Raw genomic sequence first — 21,230 nt, forward strand, 5'->3', positions numbered from 1 at the left:
GGGCCCCGGATTCGGGTGCGGCCCTACCACGCGGGATGCGGGGGCGCGCCAGGTACGAACACGAGCGCCCGCCCAGCGTGAAGGATCGAAGACCCCCATGGCCCGCAAGAAGATCGCCCTCGTCGGCTCCGGCATGATCGGTGGCACTCTCGCCCACCTCGCCGCCAAGAAGGAACTGGGCGACATCGTCCTGTTTGACATCATGGAAGGCATCCCGCAGGGCAAGGCGCTCGACCTCAGCCAGTGCGGCCCGATCGAGGGCTTCGATGCGAAGATCGCCGGCACCAACGACTATGCCGACATCGCGGGCGCGGACGTGGTCATCGTCACCGCCGGCGTGCCGCGCAAGCCGGGAATGAGCCGCGACGACCTGCTCGGCATCAACCTCTCGGTGATGAAGGCGGTCGGCGAAGGCATCAAGAACAACTGCCCCGACGCCTTCGTAATCTGCATCACCAACCCGCTCGACGCGATGGTCTGGGCGTTGCGCGAGTTCTCCGGCCTGCCGCACAACAAGGTGGTCGGCATGGCCGGCGTGCTCGACTCCGCGCGCTTCGCCACTTTCCTCGCCTGGGAATTCGGCGTTTCGGTCAAGGACGTGAACGCCTTCGTGCTCGGCGGCCACGGCGACACCATGGTCCCGGTCACCAGCTACACCACCATCAGCGGCATCCCGGTCAACGACCTCGCCAAGATAAAGGGCATCGCGCCCGAGCGTATCGACGAGATCGTCACGCGCACGCGCGGCGGCGGCGGCGAGATCGTGGGCCTGCTCAAGACCGGCTCCGCCTATTACGCCCCGGCCACCAGCGCGATCGCCATGGCCGAAGCCTACCTGGGCGACCAGAAGCGCATCCTCCCCTGCGCCGCCTATGTCGAAGGCAAGTACGGCCTCGACGGCCTCTATGTCGGCGTCCCGGCGGTGATCGGTGCCGGCGGCATCGAGGACATCGTCGAGATCGAACTGTCGGACGAAGAGGCGAGCAACCTCAAGGTCTCGACCGACGCGGTCGAGGAACTGCTGGTGGCCTGCAAGGGGCTCGATAGCAGCCTTGCATAAGGTCATTCTACTTTCCGGGCTTGCCGCAATGGCCGTTGGACTTCCTGCGGAAGCACAGGAACCTTCGGCCACGGTACAGACGATGAAGGGTGCCACCTCTTGCACGCTTTCGGCCCGCAAGGAAGGTGTCGATACCTCGCGCTTCGAAAAAGATTCAAGCTGGCAACGTGATCCGGACGGAAGCTATGCCGCAATCAACCTGCCTGTACGGGTAACATTCCCCGCCGACGCGGACGGTATTTCCCGAATCTGCGTAGTTGAGGCGACGCTTGCTTCACAAAAAGAGCAAAATGAAATGCGTACTGCGCTCGAGGTCTTGCTGAAACAAAAGCCGCTGGAACAGAAGGATAGCGTGATCTGGATGTTCGGTGGAGGAAAGAATGCCCGTGGCCTTCAATTCTTTCCTGACAACACGTCCAAGCAACCGCAAATCCGCTTCGTCGGCGCCGCATTCTAGGAGTTTTTGATGTCCATCCTCGTCGACAAGAGCACCAAGGTCATTACTCAGGGGATGACTGGTGACACCGGCACTTTCCACACCCAGCAGGCGCTCGACTACGGCACGCAGATGGTCGCCGGCGTTACCCCCGGCAAGGGCGGGCAGACGCACATCGGGCTGCCGGTGTTCGACACCGTCGCCGAGGCCAAGCACGCCACCGGGGCGACCGCCTCGGTCATCTACGTTCCCCCGCCCTTCGCCGCGGATTCGATCCTCGAGGCGATCGACGCCGAGGTCGAGCTGATCGTCGCCATTACAGAAGGCATTCCGGTGCTCGATATGGTGCGGGTGAAGCGCGCGCTTTCGGGCAGCAACTCGCGCCTGATCGGCCCCAACTGCCCGGGCGTGCTGACCCCGGGCGAATGCAAGATCGGCATCATGCCGGGCAGCATCTTCAAGAAGGGCTCGGTCGGTGTCGTCAGCCGTTCGGGCACGCTGACATACGAAGCTGTCCACCAGACCACCATGGTCGGCCTCGGCCAGACAACAGCGGTCGGCATCGGCGGCGACCCGGTCAACGGCACCAACTTCATCGACGTGCTCGAGCTGTTCCTTGCCGACGACGAAACCAAGTCGATCATCATGATCGGCGAGATCGGCGGCAGCGCCGAGGAAGAAGCCGCGCAGTACCTCGCCGACGAGGCAAAGAAGGGCCGCTCCAAGCCAACCGTCGGCTTCATCGCCGGACGCACCGCCCCTCCGGGCCGCCGCATGGGCCACGCCGGCGCCATCGTCTCGGGCGGCCAGGGCGGCGCAGACGACAAGATCGCCGCGATGGAAGCCGCCGGCATCCGCGTCTCGCCCTCGCCCAGCGAACTCGGCACCACTCTCGACGCGTTCCTCAAGGAACTCTCGTAACCTTCTTTCATTGCCTTCAAGGAACGCCCGATGGGTAACGAAGCGCAGAATTTCCTCCCCGAACTGGCCGGCCAGGACGGCCCGCAGCCCGGACCGAGCTGGCAGAACGCGCGCTGGCCGCTGACCGGCGAGGCCGGTGACTGGACCGACGCGCTCGATCCGACGACGCTCAAGGTCGCGGTCAAGGATGCCGCCGCGAAGGCCGGCAAGGCCATCGATGCAGGCGCGATCGAACAGGCAGCGGGGGATTCGATCCGCGCCATGCTGCTGATCCGCAGCTACCGCGTGCGCGGCCACCTTGCCGCCAACCTCGACCCGCTTGGCCTGTCGGAGCAAAAGCTGCCCGACGACCTCAAGCTCGACTGGCACGGCTTTACCGGTGCGGCGCTCGACCGCGAGGTCTACGTCGGCGGGACGCTCGGGCTCGAATGGGTCACCCCACGCCGTCTCGTCGAGATCCTGCGCGCCAACTACTGCGGCCACGTCGGCATGGAATACATGCACATCGCCGACGTCCAGGAACGCCGCTTCCTGCAGGAGCGGATCGAGGGCCCGGACAAGGTCATCACCTTCACGCCCGAAGGCAAGAAGGCGATCCTCTCTGCCGTGATCCGCGGCGAGGAATACGAGAAGTTCCTCGGCAAGAAGTACGTCGGCACCAAGCGCTTCGGCCTCGACGGCGGTGAATCGATGATCCCGGCGCTCGAAGCGGTGATCAAGTACGGCAGCCAGCTCGGCGTGCGCGAGATCGTTTACGGCATGGCTCACCGCGGCCGCCTCAACGTGCTCGCGAACGTGATGGCCAAGCCCTACAAGGTCATCTTCCACGAATTCTCCGGCGGCACCGCCAACCCCGAAGACGTCGGCGGATCGGGCGACGTGAAATACCACCTCGGCACCAGCACCGACCGCGAGTTCGACGGCATCAAGGTGCACATGAGCCTCGTGCCCAACCCCTCGCACCTCGAGGCGGTCGACCCGGTGGTGCTCGGCAAGGTTCGCGCTCAGCAGGCGATCCGCGAGGACCTCGCGGCGCACCAGGAAGTGCTGCCGGTGCTGATTCACGGCGACGCGGCCTTCGCCGGACAAGGCATCGTCTGGGAGTGCTTCGGCTTTTCCGGCGTGCGCGGGTACAACACCGGCGGTTGCCTGCACTTCGTCATCAACAACCAGATCGGCTTCACCACCAGCCCGCAGTTCGCGCGGTCGAGTCCCTACCCCTCGGACGTCGCCAAGGGCGTCCAGGCGCCGATCCTGCACGTCAACGGCGACGATCCCGAGGCGGTGACCTTCGCCTGCAAGCTGGCGATCGAGTACCGCCAGAAGTTCAAGCGCGACATCGTCATCGACATGTGGTGCTACCGCCGCTTCGGCCACAACGAGGGCGACGAGCCGAGCTTCACCCAGCCGCTGATGTACGCGAGCATCCGCAAGCACCCGCGCGTCTCGGACCTCTATTCCGAGCGGCTGAAGGAAGAAGGCGTCATCACCGAAGGCACCGCACCCGCGCTGCGCAAGGAATTCGACGACCTGCTGAGCGAGGAGTTCGAGGCCGGGCAGAACTACCTGCCCAACGAGGCCGACTGGTTCGGCGGGCGCTGGAGCGGTCTGCACAAGCCGGCCGACCCGGAAACGGCGCGGCGCAACGTCCACACCTCGATCTCGACCAAGCTGTTCGAGAGCCTCGGCCGCACGCTGACGACGATTCCCGACAGCCTGCACATCCACAAGACGCTGGCCCGCGTGATCGACGCCAAGCGCGAGATGTTCGCCAACGGCGAAGGCTTCGACTGGGCCACCGCCGAGGCGCTCGCCTACGGCAGTCTCGTCACCGAAGGTTTCGGCGTGCGCCTCTCGGGCCAGGATTCGGGCCGCGGCACGTTCAGCCAGCGCCACGCCATCTGGGTCGATCAGGAGGATGAGCACAAGTACATCCCGCTGACCACTCTGCCGCACGGCAAGTTCGAGGTCTACGACAGCCCGCTGTCCGAATACGGCGTGCTCGGCTTCGAATACGGTTTCGCCAGCGCCGACCCCAAGACGCTGGTGCTGTGGGAAGCGCAGTTCGGCGATTTCGCCAACGGTGCCCAGATCATCATCGACCAGTTCATTGCCGCGGGCGAAGCAAAGTGGCTGCGCGCCAACGGCCTCGTGCTGCTGCTGCCGCATGGTTACGAGGGCCAGGGTCCGGAGCACTCTTCCGCCCGGCTCGAGCGCTTCCTGCAACTCTGCGCCAACGACAACATCCAGGTCTGCAACATCACCAGCCCGGCGAACTACTTCCACGTGCTGCGCCGGCAGATGCTGCGGCCGTTCCGCAAGCCGCTGGTCATCATGACGCCGAAGAGCCTGCTGAGGCACCCGATGGCCAAGAGCAGCGCCTCCGAGTTCACGCAGGAAAGCCACTTCAAGCGCATCCTGTCGGACCGCAAGGAGATCCCCGACGACAAGGTCCGCCGGCTCGTCCTGTGTTCGGGCAAGGTCGCCTACGACCTGATGGAAAAGCGCGCAGCCGAAGAACTGGAAGACGTCTCGATCGTCCGCATCGAGCAGCTCTACCCGTTCCCGGGCGAGCCGCTGGCAGTGCGCCTCAAGCGGATGACCAACCTCGAAGACGTCGTCTGGTGCCAGGAAGAGCCGAAGAACAACGGCGCGTGGTTCTTCGTCGAAAGCCAGATCGAGCAGGCACTCACCGATGCCGGGCACGAAGGTATGCGCCCCAAGTATGCCGGGCGCGACGTTGCCGCCTCGCCGGCGACCGGTCTCGCCAAGCGTCACCTCGAACAGCAGGACGCGCTCGTCTCGCTCGCCCTCGGCATCGGCGACAAGGGCGAAGCCAAGCGCAAGCTCAGCACCAGTTCCAGCCGCAAGCCGGCGGGCAAGGGAAAGTAAGACATGGCCACTGAAATCAAGGTCCCCACGCTCGGTGAATCGGTTACCGAAGGCACGATCGCCGAATGGCTCAAGCAGCCCGGCGACGCCGTCGCCGCCGACGAGCCGATCGTCAGCCTCGAAACCGACAAGGTTGCGGTCGAGGTTCCCTCGCCCGTCGCCGGCGTGATCGGCGAGCTCAAGGCCAAGATCGGCGACACGGTCGAGGTCGGCGCGGTCATTGCCACTGTCGAGGAAGGCGCCACCGCCGCGGCCCCGGCCCCCGCTCCGGCCACGAGCCATGCCGACGACCCCGAGCAGGCCGCCGAGATCGATCGCGAGATCGAGGCGCTGCCCAAGGGTAACGAGCCCGAGGACCACACCGTCTCGATGTCGCCTGCGGTGCGCCGCGCGGTGCTCGAAGCAGGCGTCGACCCGACGCAGATCAAGGGCTCGGGCAAGGACGGCCGCTTGACGAAGGAAGACGTGCTCGCCGCGGCCGCCGCCAAGAAGGCCGCGCCGGCCCCGAGCACCTCCGCCCCGGCCCCTGCGCCCGCGCCTGCCCCCGCACCAGTGGCATCCGGCGGACGCCACGAGGAACGCGTGAAGATGACGCGCCTGCGCCAGACCATCGCCCGCCGCCTCAAGGGCGCGCAGGAAGAGGCGGCGCTGCTGACCACCTTCAACGATGTCGACATGACCGCGGTGATCGAGGCCCGCGAGGCCTACAAGGACCTGTTCGCCAAGAAGCACGGCATCAAGCTCGGCTTCATGAGCTTCTTCGCCAAGGCGAGCTGCCTGGCGCTGAAGGACATCCCCTCGGTCAACGCCTACATCGACGGCGACGAGATCGTCTATCACGACTACGTCGACATCTCGGTCGCGGTCAGCGCGCCGAACGGCCTCGTCGTGCCGGTGGTCCGCAATGCCGATGCGATGAGCTTCGCCGAAATCGAGCAGTCGATCGCCGACTACGGCCAGAAGGCCAAGGACGGCACACTCACCATGCAGGACATGCAGGGCGGAACCTTCACCATCTCCAACGGCGGCGTGTTCGGTTCGCTGATGTCGACCCCGATCATCAACCCGCCGCAGAGCGCGGTGCTCGGCCTCCACCGCATCGAAGACCGCCCGGTCGCCCGCAACGGCCAGGTCGTGATCCGCCCGATGATGTACATCGCGCTCAGCTACGACCACCGCATCATCGATGGCCGCGAAGCGGTGACCGCACTCAAGATCATCAAGGAGGCGATCGAGGATCCCATGCGGATGCTGATCGACCTGTAAGTTCCGTCACCCCAGCGAAAGCTGGGGTCGCGTGCCGCAAGGTACGACTCATGCTGAAGGAGATCCCAGCTTCCGCTGGGATGACGACTGTATGGCTGAATACGACTACGACGTCCTCGTCATCGGTGCCGGACCCGGCGGTTATGTCGCGGCGATCCGTGCGGCACAGCTCGGGCTGAAGACTGCCTGCGCCGAAGGGCGCGAGACGCTCGGCGGCACCTGCCTCAACGTCGGGTGCATTCCCTCGAAGGCGATGCTGCACGCATCGGAATACTTCGAGGCGGCAAAGGGCGGCGCGATGGCCAAGATGGGCATCGAGGTCACGCCCAAGCTCAATCTCGGCAAGATGCACGAACAGCGGATCGACGCAGTCGGCGGGCTGACCAAGGGCGTCGAATTCTTGTTCAAGAAGAACAAGGTCGACTGGAAGAAGGGTTACGCCAGCTTCGTCGACGCACACACGGTCAAGTTCGGCGAAGAAACGGTCACCGCCAAGGAAGTAGTCGTCGCCACCGGCTCCTCGGTGACTCCGCTCCCAGGCGTCGAGATCGACAACTCGAAATTTGTGGTCGTGGACTCCACCGGAGCGCTCGAACTGCCCAGCGTACCCAAGAAGATGGTCGTCATCGGCGGCGGCGTGATCGGGCTCGAGCTCGGCTCGGTCTGGCGTCGTCTCGGCGCCGAAGTCACCGTGGTCGAATTCCTCGACCAGATCCTGCCCGGCATGGACGGCGACGTCCGAAAGGAAGCCAACAAGATCTTCAAGAAGCAGGGCATCGAGTTCAAGCTCGGCACCAAGGTCACCGGCTGCACCGTCAAGGGCAAGAAGGCGACGCTGACGATGGAGCCCGCCGCCGGTGGCGCTAGCGAAACGCTCGAAGCCGACTGCGTGCTCGTCTCGATCGGCCGCAAGCCCAACACCGAAGGCCTGGGCCTTGAGAACATCGGCCTGGAGACCAACAATCGCGGCCAGATCGAAGTCGACCACGAATTCCGTACCTCGGTCGCCGGCGTACGCGCGATCGGTGACGTGATCCCCGGTCCGATGCTCGCTCACAAGGCCGAGGACGAAGGCATCGCGGTCGCCGAGTGGATCGCCGGACAGACCGGCATCGTCAATCACGACGTCATCCCCTCGGTCGTCTACACCTTGCCCGAGATCGCCGGCGTCGGCCTGACAGAAGAACACGCCAAGGAAGACGGCGAGATCAAGGTCGGCAAGTTCCCGATGATGGCCAACAGCCGCGCCAAGACCAACCACGAGCCCGACGGCTTCGTGAAGATCATCACCGATGCCGCGACCGACCGTGTGCTCGGCGTGTGGTGCATCGCCTCTGTAGCCGGGACGATGATTGCCGAGGCGGCCGTTGCGATGGAATTCGGCGCCACCAGCGAGGACATCGCCTACACCTGCCACGCCCACCCCACGCACTCCGAAGCGATCAAGGAAGCGGCGATGGCGGTGACCGGCAAGCCGATTCACGTCTGACGCGGGCCTGAGGGTGGTCACATTCCGCGACCGCCTGCCAGCCCTCGCCGCGCTGACCGTGCCGGTCCTCGCGGGAATGGCGTGGATGGCGGCCTTCGACGCGCCGGACAGATACGTTCTGCTCAACAGTGTGGCGCTGGCCGTCGCGGGTTCCTGGATGCTGTTCGGCCGCGCGCCGGAGAAGCCGTGGACACGGCGGGCACTGACCCTTGTGCTCATCGCCTGGCTCTTCGTGCCGCTTGCGACCGGCCCGCACGTCAACGGCATCGCACGGTGGGTTTCGCTCGGGCCGGTGACGCTTCACGCCGGAATGCTGGCGATCCCTCCCCTTGCCGTGCTGGCGGCGCGCGACCCGGACTATGCGCCGCCGATCCTGCTCGGGGCGCTGTTCGCTGCGCTGCTCCAGCCCGACGCCGCTACGGGCTTCGCCATCACCTTCGCCGCGGTCGGCCTGCACCACGTAACCAAGGACTGGAAAGTCGGCGCGGCAAGCGTGATCGGCTTCTTCGCTGCCATCTACATGGCGCTGCACGGCGAGTTGCCGCCGCAAGAGTTCGTCGAGCGTGTTCTGCAGGACGCCGCCGGAGAGAGGCTCGAATTGGCGATTGGCCTCGCTGCTGCATTGGCGATCGGCTATTGCCTCATCCTGTGGACCGCGCCGCTCGCCCGTCACGAACGGTTTGCCCTTGCCGGTTCGTTGTTCGGCTTCATCATCATGGCGATGATGTCACACTACCCCTTCCCGCTCATCGGCCACGGCGCCGCGCCGATCCTCGGATACGGCATCGCGCTCGGCCTCGTCAGGAAAGTTGCATAATGACCCTGCGACCATTCCACCTCGCGTTCCCGGTCCATGATCTTTCGGCAGCGCGGGCATTCTGGGGTGGCACCATGGGCTGCCCGGAGGGACGCTCGTCGGACGAATGGGTCGATTTCGACTTCTACGGACACCAGATCGTCGCCCACCTCGCCCCCGCGCGGCCCGCGCAAGCATCGAACCCGGTCGACGGGCACGACGTGCCGGTTCCCCACTTCGGCATCGTCCTGACACTGGAAGACTGGAAGGCGCTGGCCGAGCGGCTCAGCGCCGCCGGAACCAGGTTCGAGATCGAACCTTACATCCGCTTCGAGGGCGAGCCGGGCGAACAGGCGACGATGTTCTTCAAGGACCCGAGCGGCAACGCCATCGAGATGAAGGCCTTTGCCGACCTCGGCCAGCTCTTCGCCACCGATTGACCGCCGGGCAAAATGCGGTATTTGCGCCGCCCGTGAGCACGACCTGCATCCGCACTGCCGCATCCACCCGCCAACAAGCGGGCGATCGGGTGCGCGTGTGCCAGGTTCGCGGCTAGCCGCAGCTTTCGCCTCACATCCGCACCCGGCCCTCCCGGCCGGATGCATGACGGCCGGACTCCCCATTCCACAAGGATCCGTCCGATGACCACCGAAAACGAAATCGAACACATTGCCCGCAGGATGCTGGCACGCACCCTGCCCAAGCCGGAATGGACGCACCGCGCCCATTTCGCCGCAGCGCTGTGGCTACTGCGCTTTCCAGAACACTTGCCCGAAGATGGCATGCCCGCCGCCATCCGCGCCTACAACGAGGCCACCGGAGTGGCGAACACCCCAAGGAGCGGTTTTCATGCGACGATAACCGAAGCCTCGCTGCGCGGCGCGGCGGCCTGCCTGGCCGACTGGCCAGGCGCGCCGCTCGGCGAAGTGCTGGATGCCTTGCTGGCGTCGGAACTGGGAACCTCGCGCTGGCCGCTCACCTACTGGAGCGAAGGCCGGCTGATGAGCCCCGAAGCCCGGCGCCACTGGGTCGAGCCCGATATCCTGCCGCTGCCGTGGCCAGAACGAACGGCGGTACTGGCGGGCGCGGGCCGCGCAGGCTAGCAACCCGCCATGGCCAAACAACGCATGATGCTCCGCTTCGCTCGCTGGCACATCTGGCTCGGTTGGCTGGTCGGCGTACCGGTCCTGATGTGGACAGTTACCGGACTGGTCATGGTCACGCGACCGATCGACGAAGTGCGCGGCGATGCCCTGCGTGCCCCGCCGACGGCGTTGCAGACCGGAGCCTTCACCCTGCCCGACTTCGGCGAGCCGGTCAGCAAGGTGGAGCTCGTCCAACAGCTAAGCGGGCCGGTGTGGATCGTCACCACGAGCGACGGCGGGCACTTTCGCTACGATGCCGCCAGTGGAGTGGTGCTGCCGCCCGTCATCGAAAGCGAAGCCCGGAAAATCGCGAAGCAGGTCTATGCCGGCGACGCGGAACTGCAGACGGTGTCCTACATTCCATACGACGAGGTTCCGCTCGAAGTCAGGCAGCCGATCAACATCTGGCAACTCCACTATGCGGACGGGACCAACCTCTATCTCGAGGCGGCGACCGGGCAACTCCTCGCGGTTCGCACGGGATGGTGGCGCATCTACGATTTCATGTGGGGCCTTCACATCATGGACTTGCAAGGGCGCGAGAACGCGCACGGCACGGTCATCATCGTCTTCGCCACGCTGGCGATGCTGGGAGCGTTGCTCGGTTGCATCCTGATGTTTCGGCGGCGCAAGGCCCGGGTGAAGGCGTGACCCTACCCGTCCTCCCACCGCTACTCGACCTCACCGGAACCGCGGTCTTCGCGCTGACCGGCGCGCTGATCGCGGCGCGGCTGCGGCAAACTTTCGTGACAATGGCATTCTTCGCGCTCGTGACCGGCGTCGGCGGCGGCACGGTGCGCGACCTCCTTATCGGAGAGCCGGTGTTCTGGCTGCACGATCCATGGGTCGCGCCTGTAATCTTGGCGACCGCACTTGTTGCCTGGTTCACGCCGAGCACCTGGTGGGCGGGCAAGCTGCTGTTGTGGGGCGATGCAGCTGGGCTGGCCGTTTACTCGGTGCTCGGCACCGCCAAAGCGTTGGCTTTCGACGTGGCGCCGCTACCCGCCGCGATCGTCGGAGTGATATCGGGCTGCGTCGGCGGGATCATCCGTGATGTCCTAGCCGGGCAACCGTCGATCCTCATGCGGCCCGAGCTCTACGTCACCGCCGCAGCACTTGCGGCGACGCTTTGTATGGGCGGCACGCTGATGGGCCTGCCGCAGGGGCTGGTCTGGAGCCTGGCCGTACTGGCCGGATTCGTGCTGCGCGGCGCGGCAGTCCTCTGGAAGATCGAACTGCCCGCCTATTCGCGCGACGCCTGAAGCTGTTCAGCCGCCAGTATCGGTTTCGGCGCCGCTATCGTCGCCAGTCCACACCGGGCGGTCGTCCTCCTCGCCGGGAAGCGCGGTGCCGGGTGTGCCAGCGAATGCCGGGGCTGCATCCTGCGCCGTGCGGGCTTGCTGGTAGACGTCGTCGCTGTACTGGCGATCGGGACCGATGGCATCCGTGCCTTGCCAGCCGCCGATGTCGAGCTCGCGGAGGCGGCCCTCGTTGTCGATCCGGCAGGTGAAGTCCTGCCCGCCCGCGAGTTTTCCCGAAACCGTCCAGCCCTCTCCGTTGCGATTGGCACCGTCGACGGTATCGACACGGTCCGGCCCGCGCTCGACCTGGCCGACGCACATGTTCACCGCGCTGTCGAGACCGCGGCCGTCGCTGGCGTAGCTCGAACGATAGCCCTGGCGATCCTGCGGATAGGGCGGCGGCGGAGGAACACGCTCGGCGCGATCCTTCTTCGAAGCGGCTCCCGCAATCGCAGCGATTCCGCCAAGGATCAGCACCCCAGCGAGCACGTCACCGGCATCGACCCGGTCGCGGTGATGGTAACGGCGGCCCCAGTTGTTGGCCGAATCCTCGTGATAAATCTCGGGCCCGCCGACCGGTAATTCGAGTGCGGCGGCCGGCGTGGCAAGCAGCGAAACAACCGCGGCGCTTGCGGCGGCGGCATGGAAGCGACGGAACAAGGCCATGAGGGCATCCCTCCTCAGAAACCGTGCGGCGAGTCGCCGCTCAGCGTGGATGAACCGAACTATTCAATGCAGGCTTGCAACTGCCTGAACCGTTTTAAGTAATTGCGGCAAAGGCCCCGAACCGGGAATTTGCATTCCGTTGCCGGGGCCCCGCCCTGCATCTCCAGCCTCACAGGCCGCGGATGCCGTGATAGTCGAGGTCGACGACCCGGCCGTAGCGCACTTCGCAATTGAAGCTGCCGCTGTCGTAGCCGTTGTAGCGGCTGTTGTAGCCGCGATAATCGTTGCCCCAGCCACGGCGCCAATCGCCGTTTCGGGTATTGACCGCAATCCGGCCCCTGACCTTGTATCCATGGTTCTTGCGGTCGATGTCGCGGATGTCGGTCACCTTGGCGCGGCCGCCGTAGCTGTAGCGGTTTGCGTTGCGTTCCGCGGCGCGGACGCACTGTTCTACCGCTTGTCGTGAATTGCCGCCGCGGTGGTAGCCATAGCCGGCGCGGTAGCGCTCGTTGCCGCGATAGGGGTAGTCGTCACGGCGAAATTCGCGATCATTGCTCGTTGCAGAGGCCACTGCGGCTATACCGCCGATGATCAGCGCCCCGGCGATGATGTCACCGGCATCGATGCCGTCGTGATCGCGGTCGCGGGCCATGGCGGGAGAGGCCGAAGCCAGCGCCATCGCGCCGGCCGCGACGGTGCCGATCATGCCCCTGGCGAATGTTCCGGTGATGGTCTTCATGGTCTGCCCTTTCGCTATGCGGGAGCTTGACTGCTCCTCGATATGGGAAGGTCTAAGCCGTGTGCCGTGAGACGACGCTGAACTCGCTCGTTAGCTCTTGTTCAGCTTTATAGGGCTTTATATGAACGCATTAATGCGCCCCACACGAACGAAAAAGGGCCGCGAAACCAATCGGTTCGCGGCCCTCTTTGGTTCGATGCGAGGCCGATCAGGCTTCGTCGAATTCCATTTCGTTCACGACCGGGCCCGAATCCTGACCCTTGGCGTCCTCGTCGCGGTCGACGAGTTCGATCACCGCCATCGGGGCCGCGTCGGAGGCACGGATGCCGGCCTTGACGATGCGGGTGTAACCACCCTCGCGATCGGCGTAACGCTCGGCGAGGACGTCGAACAGCTTCTTTTCCTGCGCGTCGTCCATGATCCGGGCGTGCGCGAGGCGACGATTCGACAGGCCGCCGCGCTTGGCCAGCGTGACCAGCTTCTCGACGTAGGGGCGCAGTTCCTTCGCCTTGGGCGTGGTGGTCATGATCTGCTCGTGCTTGATCAGCGCGGCAGCCATGTTGCGCAGCAGGGCGGCGCGGTGGCCCGACTTGCGCTGCAGCTTGCGGCCGGAAATGCCGTGTTTCATCTCAGATACTCCGTTCGTAGGGGGCCCGTGTCAGGTAGCCCGATGCAGGCCGGAAGGAGGGGTCCGGCCCATGCCCCCGTGCGGCAAGTTAGCCCAGCAGTTCCTGCTCGAGCTTCTTGGCCATCTCTTCGATGTTCTCCGGCGGCCAGCCGGGGATGTCCATGCCGAGGCGCAAGCCCATCGAGCTCAGGACTTCCTTGATCTCGTTGAGCGACTTGCGGCCGAAGTTGGGCGTGCGGAGCATCTCGGCCTCGGTCTTCTGGACCAGGTCGCCGATGTAGATGATGTTGTCGTTCTTCAGGCAGTTGGCCGAACGCACCGACAGCTCCAGTTCGTCGACCTTCTTGAGGAGGTAACGGTTGAGCTGGTTGGCGTCGCTCTCTTCCGGCTGCGCCGCGACACCGATCATGGTGCCCTGCGGCTGCGGAATGCCGTCCTCGAAGTGGACGAACAGCGTCAGCTGGTCCTGGAGGATCCGCGCGGCGTAGGCCACGGCGTCTTCCGGGGTCACGGTGCCGTCGGTCTCGACCGTCAGGCTGAGCTTGTCGAAGTCGAGCTCCTGCCCGACGCGGGCGTTCTCGACCTTGTAGCTCACCTGGCGGACCGGCGAGTAGAGCGAGTCGATCGGGATCAGGCCGATCGGAGCGTCGACCGGACGGTTCGACACGGCCGGGACGTAGCCCTTGCCGCTGTCCGCGGTCAGTTCCATGTTGAGCGTCGCGCCTTCGTCCAGGTGGCAGATCACCAGGTCGGGGTTGAGCACTTCGATATCGCCGGTCACGGCAATGTCGCCGGCCTTCACTTCGGCCGGGCCTGTGGCGGAAAGCTGCAGGCGCTTGGGGCCTTCGCCTTCCATCTTGAGCGCGACCTGCTTCACGTTGAGCACGATGTCGGTCACGTCCTCACGCACGCCGGCGAGCGACGAGAATTCGTGCAGGACGTTCTCGATCTTGATCGAGGTGATGGCTGCGCCCTGCAGCGAGGACAGCAGTACGCGGCGCAGCGCGTTGCCGAGCGTCAGGCCGTAGCCACGCTCGAGCGGCTCGGCGACGAAGGTGGCCTTGCGCTTCTTGTCGCCGCCTTCCTTGACCTCGAGCTGGTTGGGTTTCTTGAGTTCCTGCCAGTTCTTCATGTTGACGGACATGGACTTCCCCTAAAGGTGTTTGTCTTGTGGCATCGACCGCGGAGCACTTGTGTGCCGCCGCCGATGCGAATTTCTGTGCGGCTTGCGCCGCGGCAGGTTCGAATCAGACGCGGCGGCGCTTGGACGGCCGGACGCCATTGTGCGGGATCGGCGTCACGTCACGGATCGACGTGATCGTAAAGCCGACGGCCTGGAGGGCGCGCAGTGCGCTCTCACGGCCCGAGCCCGGGCCCTTGATCTCGATTTCAAGGGTGCGGACGCCGTGTTCGGCGGCCTTCTTGCCGGCGTCGTCCGCGGCCACCTGGGCGGCATACGGGGTCGACTTGCGGCTGCCCTTGAATCCCATCATGCCCGCGCTGGACCAGCTGATCGCATTGCCCTGCGCATCGGTGATGGTGATCATGGTGTTATTGAAGCTGGCGTTCACGTGCGCGACGCCACTGGTGATGTTCTTGCGTTCCCGCCTGCGGAGGCGCTGAGGTTCACGAGCCATGGTTCGTATCCTGTCCTAATCTCTTCTCGAAGAAGCGCTGCCCGAGGCCGCGCTTACTTCTTCTTGCCGGCGATCGGCTTGGCCTTGCCCTTGCGGGTGCGCGCGTTGGTGTGCGTGCGCTGGCCACGGACCGGAAGGCCCTTGCGATGGCGCAGGCCGCGGTAGCAGGCGAGGTCCATCAGCCGCTTGATGTTCATCGCGGTGTCGCGACGGAGGTCGCCTTCCACGGTGTAATCGGCGTCGATCGTTTCACGGATTTGCAGCACTTCGGCGTCGGACAGGTCCTGCACGCGGCGGCTGTGATCGATGCCGAGCTTGTCGGCGATCTTCTTGGCCGTCGTCGGGCCGATTCCGTGGATATAGGTTAGCGCGACGATCACGCGCTTATTGGTGGGGATATTGACCCCGGCAATACGAGCCACTTACTTCTCCATGCTCCACAGGGGATGGCCAAATGGCGCCCCTATCTCATCGCGTTTGCTTCGAAACACCGGATTGCCTGGACGGCAAAAAGCCCGGATGGGGCGCGCACATGGCTGCCGCCTGCCGGACTGGTCCCGATTTCTCGAATGTGGGGCGCTTAGGGCGATTCGCAAGGCCCGTCAACAGCAGAAAGGGCGCAAAGCACTTTGCTTCGCCCCGGCGATGATCGCAGCCCCAGCGATCGCTTGCCAGTCTATAGCCTTAACCTTTGCATTGGTCAAAATCAGTCTCAGGGTTTGCCCGTAGCCAACCGATCAAATTGTTCCCCTATGACGCCTTCGACGACCGGCGCGAGACCTTCGAGGGGAATGTCGGAAACACCGCTCACCTTGTAGGTCCAGACCAATTTGGTGCCCTCGCCTGCCGCTTCGAGCGTCACCGTGAGAACACCCAGCAACGATTCCGACTGCAGCGGGCCGAGCGTCCCGGTCATGCGCAATCGCTGGCCGGGCGCGGCGTAGATGATCCGCATGTGCTCGACCGATCCGCCGTCTGGCAACGCTTCGCAAAAACATCCTCCCGCGCGCGGATCGAGCGAGAAGTTGGCCGCGTCGCCCGACCAACTGTGCTCGGCGCTCCACCAATCTGCGATGTGGATCAACTTACGCCAGGCCTCGGCAGGAGGCACGCCGAGAGTCTCGGTGCGGGTTACGGCAAATCCGTCGGGAGAGGTCCGCAGAACCTCGGCGGCAGCAGGTTGGCAGGTCAGCGCGAGCACCCCTCCAAGGGCGAAACTCGCGATCCGGATCATCCCCGGAGGACCTGTTCGATTTCGTCGGTCACCGCATCCATCTCGGCCATGCCGTCGACACGAGTGACGATGCCCCGCGCCTCGTAGATCGGAAGGATCGGCGCGGTCTTGCCGCGATATTCGGCCATTCGCGTACGCACGGTTTCCTCGTTGTCGTCGGGACGACGCTTGAATTCGGTGCTTCCGCATTTGTCGCAAACGCCCTCGACCTGCGGGAGCTTGTACTTGTCGTGATAACCCTCGCCGCACTTGGCGCAGGTGAAGCGACCGGTGATGCGTTCGACCAGCGCGTCCTCGTCGACATCGAGTTCGATAACGTGGTCAAGCTTGCGGCCGTGCTGGTCGAGGATTGTATCAAGCTGCTCGGCCTGAGCTGCTGTGCGCGGATAGCCGTCGAAAATCGCGCCGACGTGGTCGCCCATCGCGGTCAGTTCGGCATCGATCAATTTGCTGACGATCGCGTCGCTGACGAATTCGCCGCGTTCCATGATTGCCTTGGCTTCGAGGCCGACCGGCGTCTCTGCCTTGACCGCGGCGCGCAGCATGTCGCCGGTCGAGAGCTGGCGCATGCCGTGATGCTCGACCAGGCGCGCGGCCTGTGTGCCCTTGCCCGCACCGGGCGGTCCGAGGAGGATGATATTCAAACGCCTGCCCCCATTTGCGCTGCGCTTTAGCGCAGTCGGCCCTTGAGCTTTGCCTTCTTGATAAGGTCACCGTACTGGTGAGCCAACAGGTGCGACTGGATCTGGCTAATCGTGTCCACCGTAACGTTGACCACGATCAGCAGGCTCGTGCCGCCGAGGAACAGCTGGACGCCGGTTTCCTTGACCAGGAGTTCGGGCGTGACGCAGACCAGAGTCAGGTACAGCGCGCCGATCACCGTGATCCGGTCGAGCACGTAGTCGAGGTATTTCTCGGTGTTCTTGCCCGGACGGATGCCGGGAATGAAGCCGCCGTTCTTCTTCAGGTTCTCCGCCGTCTCCTCGGGGTTGAACACCACCGAAGTGTAGAAGAAGCAGAAGAAGATGATGCCCAGCGCATAGAGCGCCATGTACAACGGCTGGCCGCGTCCGAGGTACTGATTGAGTGTCTGCACGATATTGTAGAACATCGAATCTGTGTTCATCGAACTGCCGGCAAACTGGGTAATCGTCAGCGGCAGCACGAGCAGCGAGCTGGCGAAGATCGGCGGGATGACCCCCGCGGTGTTGAGTTTCAGCGGCAGGTGACTGCGATCGGCCTGCATCATGCCCTTGGCGCTGGCGCGCTTGGGATACTGGATCAGCAGGCGGCGCTGGGCGCGCTCGACGAAGCAGATGAAGATCACGAGCCCGACGATCACGGCGATGATCGCGACGATCGCGAACATGCTGACCGAGCCGGTGCGGCCGCCTTCGAACAGATTGGCGGCGAAGGTCGGGAACTGGGCGACGATGCCCGCCATGATGATCAGCGAAACACCGTTGCCGATGCCACGGCTGGTAATCTGCTCACCCAGCCAGAGCAGGAACATGGTCCCGCCAATTAGGTTGATGACGGCAGTAATCTTAAACAGCATGCCCGGGTTGATGACCGCCTGCAGACCGCTCGATGCGCCGTAGGCCTCGAGACCGGTAGCAAGGAACCAGCCCTGGACCGCGCACAGCAGCACCGCGCCGTAACGGGTGTACTGGTTGAGCTTCTTCCGCCCCGCCTCGCCTTCCTTCTTCAGCGCCATCAGCGAAGGATGGAGCGCGGCGGCGAGCTGCACGACGATGGAACTGGTGATATAGGGCATCACGCCGAGAGCGATCAGGCTCATGCGTTCCAGCGAACCGCCCGAGAACGTGTTGAACAGGTCGAGGATGCCGCCGCGGGTCTGGTCGTATAGGGTTTCCAGCACCAGCGGGTTGACGCCCGGAAGCGGCACGAAGCTGAGGAAGCGGAATACGACGAGCGCACCGACGGTAAACCAGATGCGCTGCTTGAGCTCGGTCGCCTTGCCGAAGTTGGCGAGGCTGAGATTGCTGGCGAGATTGTCGGCGCGTGATGCCATCGTCTTGCAAATGCCTTAACTGAAGGCGCCGGATCTGCCCCGGCGAGGACCCTGTGAACGGCCCATATAGGATGCGGGCGGGATCATGTAACCCCGCCCGCTCCGATAGTACCGATTACTTCTTGGCTGCCTTGTTGGCTTCGCGGCGAGCGGTCTTCTTTTCGTGCTCGCTTACCTTCGGGGCAGCGACCTCGACGGTGCCACCGGCCTTCTCGACCGCAGCGATCGCGCCCTTGCTGGCGCCGTCGACCTTGAAGGTCACCTTGGTGGTCAGCTCACCCTTGCCGAGGAGACGGACGCCGTCCTTGCCGCCACGCGCCAGGCCGGCGGCCTTGAGCGCTTCGTGGTCGATCGGCTTCTTGGCGTCGAGCTTCTTGGCGTCGATGAACTTCTGGACCATGCCGATGTTCACCTCGGCAAAGTCCTTCCCGAACGGGTTGTTGAAGCCACGCTTCGGCAGGCGCATGTGGAGCGGCATTTGGCCGCCCTCGAAGCCCTTGATGGCCACGCCCGAACGGCTCTTCTGGCCCTTCTGGCCGCGGCCGCCGGTCTTGCCCTTGCCCGAGCCGATACCACGGCCGACACGCATGCGCCCCTTGCGGGCGCCTTCGTTGTCACGGAGATCGTTAAGTTTCATAGTGTGCACTCGCTTTCGCTTTTGTCGCGCTGATAGGGTGTGCCCGGCACACAGGCCGGGCACTGGATGATCAGTCGACCACCTGGACGAGATGCGGGACCTTGGCGATCGCGCCGCGCACCTCTGGGGTGTCCTGGCGTTCGACGACCTTGTGCATCTTGTTCAGCCCCAGACCGATGAGGATCTGGCGCTGGTGCTCCGGGCGGCGGATCGGCGAACCGATCTGCTTGATCTTGATGGTCTTCTTGTCGGCCATCGTCATTACTCCGCGATAGCGGCGGCGTCGGCTTCAGCCTCGGCCTCCGAAGCGCCACCACGGCCAAGCAGGTCGACGACCTTCTTGCCGCGACGCTGCGCGACCGACTTCGGCGAAGTCTGGTCCTGCAGCGCCTCGAAGGTGGCGCGGATCATGTTGTAGGGGTTCGAGGTGCCGATCGACTTGGTGACCACGTCGTGGACGCCAAGGCTTTCGAACACAGCGCGCATCGGGCCGCCGGCGATGATGCCGGTACCCGCCGGAGCCGTACGAACGTTGACCTTGCCGGCACCGAAACGGCCCTTGCCGTCGTGATGCAGCGTGCGGCCTTCCTTGAGTGGCACGCGGATCATCTTCTTCTTGGCCGAAGCGGTCGCCTTGTTGATGGCTTCCGGCACTTCGCGAGCCTTGCCGTGGCCGAAGCCGACGCGGCCCTTGCCGTCACCGACCACGACCAGCGCAGCAAAGCCGAAGCGCTTGCCGCCCTTCACGGTCTTCGAGACGCGGTTGATGTGGACCAGCTTCTCGATCAGCTCTTCGCCGCTGTCTTCGTCACCGCGGTTGCGACGATCTTCGCGCCCACGGCCACGGCCGCCGCGCTCTCCGCGCTCGCCTCGATCGTTGCGACCACCACGGCCACCACGGCCGCCACGGCCTTCGCGCTGCGGGGCCCCGTCGGCAGCCGGAGCTTCCTCGGTCGCTACTTCAGCAGCCGGAGCCTCTTCGGCAGCGGCTTCCACAGCCGGAGCTGCTTCCACCACGGCCTCTTCGACCTTGGCTTCGGTCTCTTCGGTTGTTTTCTTGTCAGCCATCGTCAGAACTCCAGCCCGCCTTCGCGGGCGGCATCGGCCAGCGCCTTGACGCGGCCATGGAACAGGTAGCCGCCGCGATCGAACACGACGGTGGTGACGCCGGCCTTTTTGGCCGCCGCGGCGATGTCCTTGCCCACCTGGCTGGCAGCACCGATGTTGGCGCCCGAAACCTTGCCGCCCAGCGTGCTCGCTGCGGCGACGGTCCGGCCGTCCTTGTCGTCGATGATCTGCGCGTAGATGTGCTTGCCGGTGCGGTGCACCGACAGGCGCGGCTTACCGCCAGCGCGGCTCTTGAGCGCGGTCCGCACTCGGCGGCGGCGGCGTTCGAAAAGGGAAAGCTTGGCCATCTTACTTCTTCTTCCCTTCCTTGCGGAAGATGTACTCGCCACGGTACTTGATGCCCTTGCCCTTGTAGGGCTCCGGCTTGCGCCAGCGGCGAATTTCGGCGGCGAACTGGCCGACCGCCTGCTTGTCGATACCGCTGATCTCGACCGTGGTCTGGTCGGGGGTCTTGACTTCGAGGCCTTCGGGCACGTCGAGGTTGACGTCGTGGCTGTAGCCGAGCTGCAGCTTCAGGGTCTTGCCCTGGGCCTGCGCACGGTAGCCGACGCCGGTGATCTCGAGAACTTTGGTGAAGCCCGCGGTCACACCCTCAACCAGGTTCGACACCAGCGTGCGCTGCATGCCCCAGTGGTTGCGCGCGGCGCGCGTGTCGTTGGCCGGCTTGACCGAGATCTCGCCTTCCTCGACCTTGTAGTCAATCAGGTCCGACAGGCCGAGAGTGAGGGTGCCCTTGGGTCCCTTCACCGACAGCGTGTCGCCCTCGATATTGGCGGTGACGCCACTCGGGATCGTCACCGGCTTCTTGCCGATGCGGCTCATCAGAACACCTCCGCCAGCACTTCGCCGCCGACGTTCTGGGTGCGCGCTTCGTTGTCCGAAAGCACGCCCTTCGGCGTCGAGACGATGGTGATGCCGAGACCGTTGCGGACATTCGGCAGTTCCTTGGAACCCGAATATACGCGGCGGCCAGGCTTGGAGATACGGGCCACGTGCTTGATCGCGGGCTCGCCTTCGAAATACTTCAGTTCGATCCGCAGCGCCTTGTGCTTGCCGGTCGAGTCCTCGGAATAGCCACGGATGTAGCCTTCGCGCTGGAGCACTTCCAAAACGTTCGCGCGCAGCTTGGACGCCGGCGAAAGGACGGAGTCCTTCTTCGCCTGCTGGCCGTTGCGGATGCGGGTGAGCATGTCACCCAAGGGATCGGTCATAGCCATCTT

26 protein-coding genes are annotated in these 21,230 nt (G+C 64.8%); 11 read left to right on the forward strand and 15 right to left on the reverse strand.

Annotated features, from left to right (window positions below):
- Positions 1–97: 97 nt before the first annotated feature.
- From mdh to GRI89_RS06885, 11 genes are all read left to right on the forward strand, one after another.
- A complete protein-coding gene (gene mdh / locus GRI89_RS06835; protein WP_159793485.1) occupies positions 98–1,060 on the forward strand; it encodes a malate dehydrogenase in 963 nt (320 codons plus the stop codon).
- A gap of 28 nt (positions 1,061–1,088) precedes the next feature.
- A complete protein-coding gene (locus GRI89_RS06840) occupies positions 1,089–1,517 on the forward strand; it encodes a hypothetical protein (protein WP_159793487.1) in 429 nt (142 codons plus the stop codon).
- Between the two features lie 9 nt (positions 1,518–1,526).
- Positions 1,527–2,417 carry a succinate--CoA ligase subunit alpha gene (gene sucD / locus GRI89_RS06845; protein ID WP_159793489.1) on the forward strand — a complete coding sequence of 297 codons (891 nt, stop codon included), beginning with the start codon at positions 1,527–1,529 and terminating at the stop codon, positions 2,415–2,417.
- A gap of 30 nt (positions 2,418–2,447) precedes the next feature.
- Entirely contained in the window at positions 2,448–5,309 is a 2,862-nt protein-coding gene (locus GRI89_RS06850) for a 2-oxoglutarate dehydrogenase E1 component (protein WP_159793491.1), read from the forward strand.
- A gap of 3 nt (positions 5,310–5,312) precedes the next feature.
- On the forward strand, positions 5,313–6,575 hold the full coding sequence (gene odhB, locus GRI89_RS06855; RefSeq protein WP_159793493.1) for a 2-oxoglutarate dehydrogenase complex dihydrolipoyllysine-residue succinyltransferase: 1,263 nt from the start codon (positions 5,313–5,315) through the stop codon (positions 6,573–6,575).
- Positions 6,576–6,666: 91 nt separating this feature from the next.
- Positions 6,667–8,064: a dihydrolipoyl dehydrogenase gene (gene lpdA / locus GRI89_RS06860; RefSeq protein WP_159793495.1), complete on the forward strand. Its 1,398-nt coding sequence runs from the start codon at positions 6,667–6,669 to the stop codon at positions 8,062–8,064.
- A 13-nt stretch (positions 8,065–8,077) separates the two neighbouring features.
- Positions 8,078–8,881 carry a hypothetical protein gene (locus GRI89_RS06865; RefSeq protein WP_159793497.1) on the forward strand — a complete coding sequence of 268 codons (804 nt, stop codon included), beginning with the start codon at positions 8,078–8,080 and terminating at the stop codon, positions 8,879–8,881.
- Entirely contained in the window at positions 8,881–9,300 is a 420-nt protein-coding gene (locus tag GRI89_RS06870) for a VOC family protein (protein ID WP_159793499.1), read from the forward strand. The genes GRI89_RS06865 and GRI89_RS06870 overlap by 1 nt, the downstream gene beginning before the upstream one ends.
- A 201-nt stretch (positions 9,301–9,501) precedes the next feature.
- On the forward strand, positions 9,502–9,963 hold the full coding sequence (locus GRI89_RS06875) for a hypothetical protein (protein WP_159793501.1): 462 nt from the start codon (positions 9,502–9,504) through the stop codon (positions 9,961–9,963).
- A 9-nt stretch (positions 9,964–9,972) separates the two neighbouring features.
- The gene (locus tag GRI89_RS06880; RefSeq protein WP_159793503.1) at positions 9,973–10,656 is read left to right on the forward strand and encodes a PepSY domain-containing protein; all 684 of its coding nucleotides are present in this window, start codon (positions 9,973–9,975) and stop codon (positions 10,654–10,656) included.
- Positions 10,653–11,267, forward strand: a complete 615-nt coding sequence (locus tag GRI89_RS06885; RefSeq protein ID WP_328598127.1) for a trimeric intracellular cation channel family protein — start codon at positions 10,653–10,655, stop codon at positions 11,265–11,267. The genes GRI89_RS06880 and GRI89_RS06885 overlap by 4 nt, the downstream gene beginning before the upstream one ends.
- Before the next feature lie 6 nt (positions 11,268–11,273).
- Here GRI89_RS06885 and GRI89_RS06890 read toward each other — a convergent pair whose 3' ends face one another.
- The 15 genes from GRI89_RS06890 to rpsH form a co-directional block, all read right to left on the reverse strand.
- A complete protein-coding gene (locus tag GRI89_RS06890; RefSeq protein ID WP_159793507.1) occupies positions 11,274–11,972 on the reverse strand; it encodes a hypothetical protein in 699 nt (232 codons plus the stop codon).
- 169 nt (positions 11,973–12,141) lie between these two features.
- A complete protein-coding gene (locus GRI89_RS06895) occupies positions 12,142–12,711 on the reverse strand; it encodes a hypothetical protein (RefSeq protein WP_235912847.1) in 570 nt (189 codons plus the stop codon).
- A 208-nt stretch (positions 12,712–12,919) separates the two neighbouring features.
- Positions 12,920–13,339, reverse strand: a complete 420-nt coding sequence (gene rplQ, locus GRI89_RS06900) for a 50S ribosomal protein L17 (RefSeq protein WP_159793509.1) — start codon at positions 13,337–13,339, stop codon at positions 12,920–12,922.
- An 88-nt stretch (positions 13,340–13,427) separates the two neighbouring features.
- Complete coding sequence (locus tag GRI89_RS06905; RefSeq protein WP_159793511.1) at positions 13,428–14,483, reverse strand: DNA-directed RNA polymerase subunit alpha; 1,056 nt, start codon at positions 14,481–14,483, stop codon at positions 13,428–13,430.
- Positions 14,484–14,586: 103 nt separating this feature from the next.
- Positions 14,587–14,976 carry a 30S ribosomal protein S11 gene (rpsK, locus tag GRI89_RS06910; protein ID WP_159793513.1) on the reverse strand — a complete coding sequence of 130 codons (390 nt, stop codon included), beginning with the start codon at positions 14,974–14,976 and terminating at the stop codon, positions 14,587–14,589.
- A gap of 53 nt (positions 14,977–15,029) precedes the next feature.
- Complete coding sequence (gene rpsM / locus GRI89_RS06915) at positions 15,030–15,398, reverse strand: 30S ribosomal protein S13 (protein ID WP_269100502.1); 369 nt, start codon at positions 15,396–15,398, stop codon at positions 15,030–15,032.
- 290 nt (positions 15,399–15,688) lie between these two features.
- On the reverse strand, positions 15,689–16,210 hold the full coding sequence (locus GRI89_RS06920; RefSeq protein ID WP_159793514.1) for an SRPBCC family protein: 522 nt from the start codon (positions 16,208–16,210) through the stop codon (positions 15,689–15,691).
- Positions 16,207–16,854, reverse strand: coding sequence for an adenylate kinase (locus GRI89_RS06925; protein WP_159793516.1), 648 nt, complete (start codon positions 16,852–16,854; stop codon positions 16,207–16,209). Before GRI89_RS06925 ends, GRI89_RS06920 begins: the two co-directional genes overlap by 4 nt.
- A gap of 26 nt (positions 16,855–16,880) precedes the next feature.
- On the reverse strand, positions 16,881–18,245 hold the full coding sequence (gene secY, locus GRI89_RS06930; RefSeq protein ID WP_159793518.1) for a preprotein translocase subunit SecY: 1,365 nt from the start codon (positions 18,243–18,245) through the stop codon (positions 16,881–16,883).
- Between the two features lie 115 nt (positions 18,246–18,360).
- On the reverse strand, positions 18,361–18,882 hold the full coding sequence (rplO, locus tag GRI89_RS06935) for a 50S ribosomal protein L15 (protein WP_159793520.1): 522 nt from the start codon (positions 18,880–18,882) through the stop codon (positions 18,361–18,363).
- A 70-nt stretch (positions 18,883–18,952) separates the two neighbouring features.
- Complete coding sequence (gene rpmD, locus GRI89_RS06940; RefSeq protein ID WP_159793522.1) at positions 18,953–19,138, reverse strand: 50S ribosomal protein L30; 186 nt, start codon at positions 19,136–19,138, stop codon at positions 18,953–18,955.
- 5 nt (positions 19,139–19,143) lie between these two features.
- Positions 19,144–19,950 carry a 30S ribosomal protein S5 gene (rpsE, locus tag GRI89_RS06945; protein ID WP_159793524.1) on the reverse strand — a complete coding sequence of 269 codons (807 nt, stop codon included), beginning with the start codon at positions 19,948–19,950 and terminating at the stop codon, positions 19,144–19,146.
- A 2-nt stretch (positions 19,951–19,952) separates the two neighbouring features.
- Positions 19,953–20,297: a 50S ribosomal protein L18 gene (gene rplR / locus GRI89_RS06950; RefSeq protein WP_159793526.1), complete on the reverse strand. Its 345-nt coding sequence runs from the start codon at positions 20,295–20,297 to the stop codon at positions 19,953–19,955.
- Position 20,298: 1 nt separating this feature from the next.
- Complete coding sequence (rplF, locus tag GRI89_RS06955) at positions 20,299–20,832, reverse strand: 50S ribosomal protein L6 (RefSeq protein WP_159793528.1); 534 nt, start codon at positions 20,830–20,832, stop codon at positions 20,299–20,301.
- Positions 20,832–21,227 (reverse strand): 30S ribosomal protein S8, encoded by a 396-nt coding sequence (gene rpsH / locus GRI89_RS06960; protein WP_159793530.1) that lies wholly within the window; start codon positions 21,225–21,227, stop codon positions 20,832–20,834. Before rpsH ends, rplF begins: the two co-directional genes overlap by 1 nt.
- Positions 21,228–21,230: the final 3 nt, after the last annotated feature.

This window comes from Croceibacterium salegens (assembly GCF_009827435.1).
Lineage (GTDB): Bacteria > Pseudomonadota > Alphaproteobacteria > Sphingomonadales > Sphingomonadaceae > Croceibacterium_B > Croceibacterium_B salegens.

Excerpts from the sequence above, each read along its gene's own strand:
- odhB (WP_159793493.1), top strand. The coding sequence starts at position 5,313 with ATGGCCACTGAAATCAAGGTCCCCACGCTCGGTGAATCGGTTACCGAA.
- rplO (WP_159793520.1), bottom strand. The coding sequence starts at position 18,882 with ATGAAACTTAACGATCTCCGTGACAACGAAGGCGCCCGCAAGGGGCGC.
- GRI89_RS06880 (WP_159793503.1), top strand. The coding sequence starts at position 9,973 with ATGGCCAAACAACGCATGATGCTCCGCTTCGCTCGCTGGCACATCTGG.
- rplF (WP_159793528.1), bottom strand. The coding sequence starts at position 20,832 with ATGAGCCGCATCGGCAAGAAGCCGGTGACGATCCCGAGTGGCGTCACC.
- rpsE (WP_159793524.1), bottom strand. The coding sequence starts at position 19,950 with ATGGCTGACAAGAAAACAACCGAAGAGACCGAAGCCAAGGTCGAAGAG.
- GRI89_RS06895 (WP_235912847.1), bottom strand. The coding sequence starts at position 12,711 with ATGAAGACCATCACCGGAACATTCGCCAGGGGCATGATCGGCACCGTC.
- GRI89_RS06905 (WP_159793511.1), bottom strand. The coding sequence starts at position 14,483 with ATGTCCGTCAACATGAAGAACTGGCAGGAACTCAAGAAACCCAACCAG.
- GRI89_RS06920 (WP_159793514.1), bottom strand. The coding sequence starts at position 16,210 with ATGATCCGGATCGCGAGTTTCGCCCTTGGAGGGGTGCTCGCGCTGACC.
- GRI89_RS06875 (WP_159793501.1), top strand. The coding sequence starts at position 9,502 with ATGACCACCGAAAACGAAATCGAACACATTGCCCGCAGGATGCTGGCA.
- mdh (WP_159793485.1), top strand. The coding sequence starts at position 98 with ATGGCCCGCAAGAAGATCGCCCTCGTCGGCTCCGGCATGATCGGTGGC.
- sucD (WP_159793489.1), top strand. The coding sequence starts at position 1,527 with ATGTCCATCCTCGTCGACAAGAGCACCAAGGTCATTACTCAGGGGATG.
- rpmD (WP_159793522.1), bottom strand. The coding sequence starts at position 19,138 with ATGGCCGACAAGAAGACCATCAAGATCAAGCAGATCGGTTCGCCGATC.
- GRI89_RS06890 (WP_159793507.1), bottom strand. The coding sequence starts at position 11,972 with ATGGCCTTGTTCCGTCGCTTCCATGCCGCCGCCGCAAGCGCCGCGGTT.
- rpsH (WP_159793530.1), bottom strand. The coding sequence starts at position 21,227 with ATGGCTATGACCGATCCCTTGGGTGACATGCTCACCCGCATCCGCAAC.
- rplQ (WP_159793509.1), bottom strand. The coding sequence starts at position 13,339 with ATGAAACACGGCATTTCCGGCCGCAAGCTGCAGCGCAAGTCGGGCCAC.
- rplR (WP_159793526.1), bottom strand. The coding sequence starts at position 20,297 with ATGGCCAAGCTTTCCCTTTTCGAACGCCGCCGCCGCCGAGTGCGGACC.
- GRI89_RS06870 (WP_159793499.1), top strand. The coding sequence starts at position 8,881 with ATGACCCTGCGACCATTCCACCTCGCGTTCCCGGTCCATGATCTTTCG.
- GRI89_RS06850 (WP_159793491.1), top strand. The coding sequence starts at position 2,448 with ATGGGTAACGAAGCGCAGAATTTCCTCCCCGAACTGGCCGGCCAGGAC.
- rpsK (WP_159793513.1), bottom strand. The coding sequence starts at position 14,976 with ATGGCTCGTGAACCTCAGCGCCTCCGCAGGCGGGAACGCAAGAACATC.
- lpdA (WP_159793495.1), top strand. The coding sequence starts at position 6,667 with ATGGCTGAATACGACTACGACGTCCTCGTCATCGGTGCCGGACCCGGC.
- GRI89_RS06840 (WP_159793487.1), top strand. The coding sequence starts at position 1,089 with ATGGCCGTTGGACTTCCTGCGGAAGCACAGGAACCTTCGGCCACGGTA.
- secY (WP_159793518.1), bottom strand. The coding sequence starts at position 18,245 with ATGGCATCACGCGCCGACAATCTCGCCAGCAATCTCAGCCTCGCCAAC.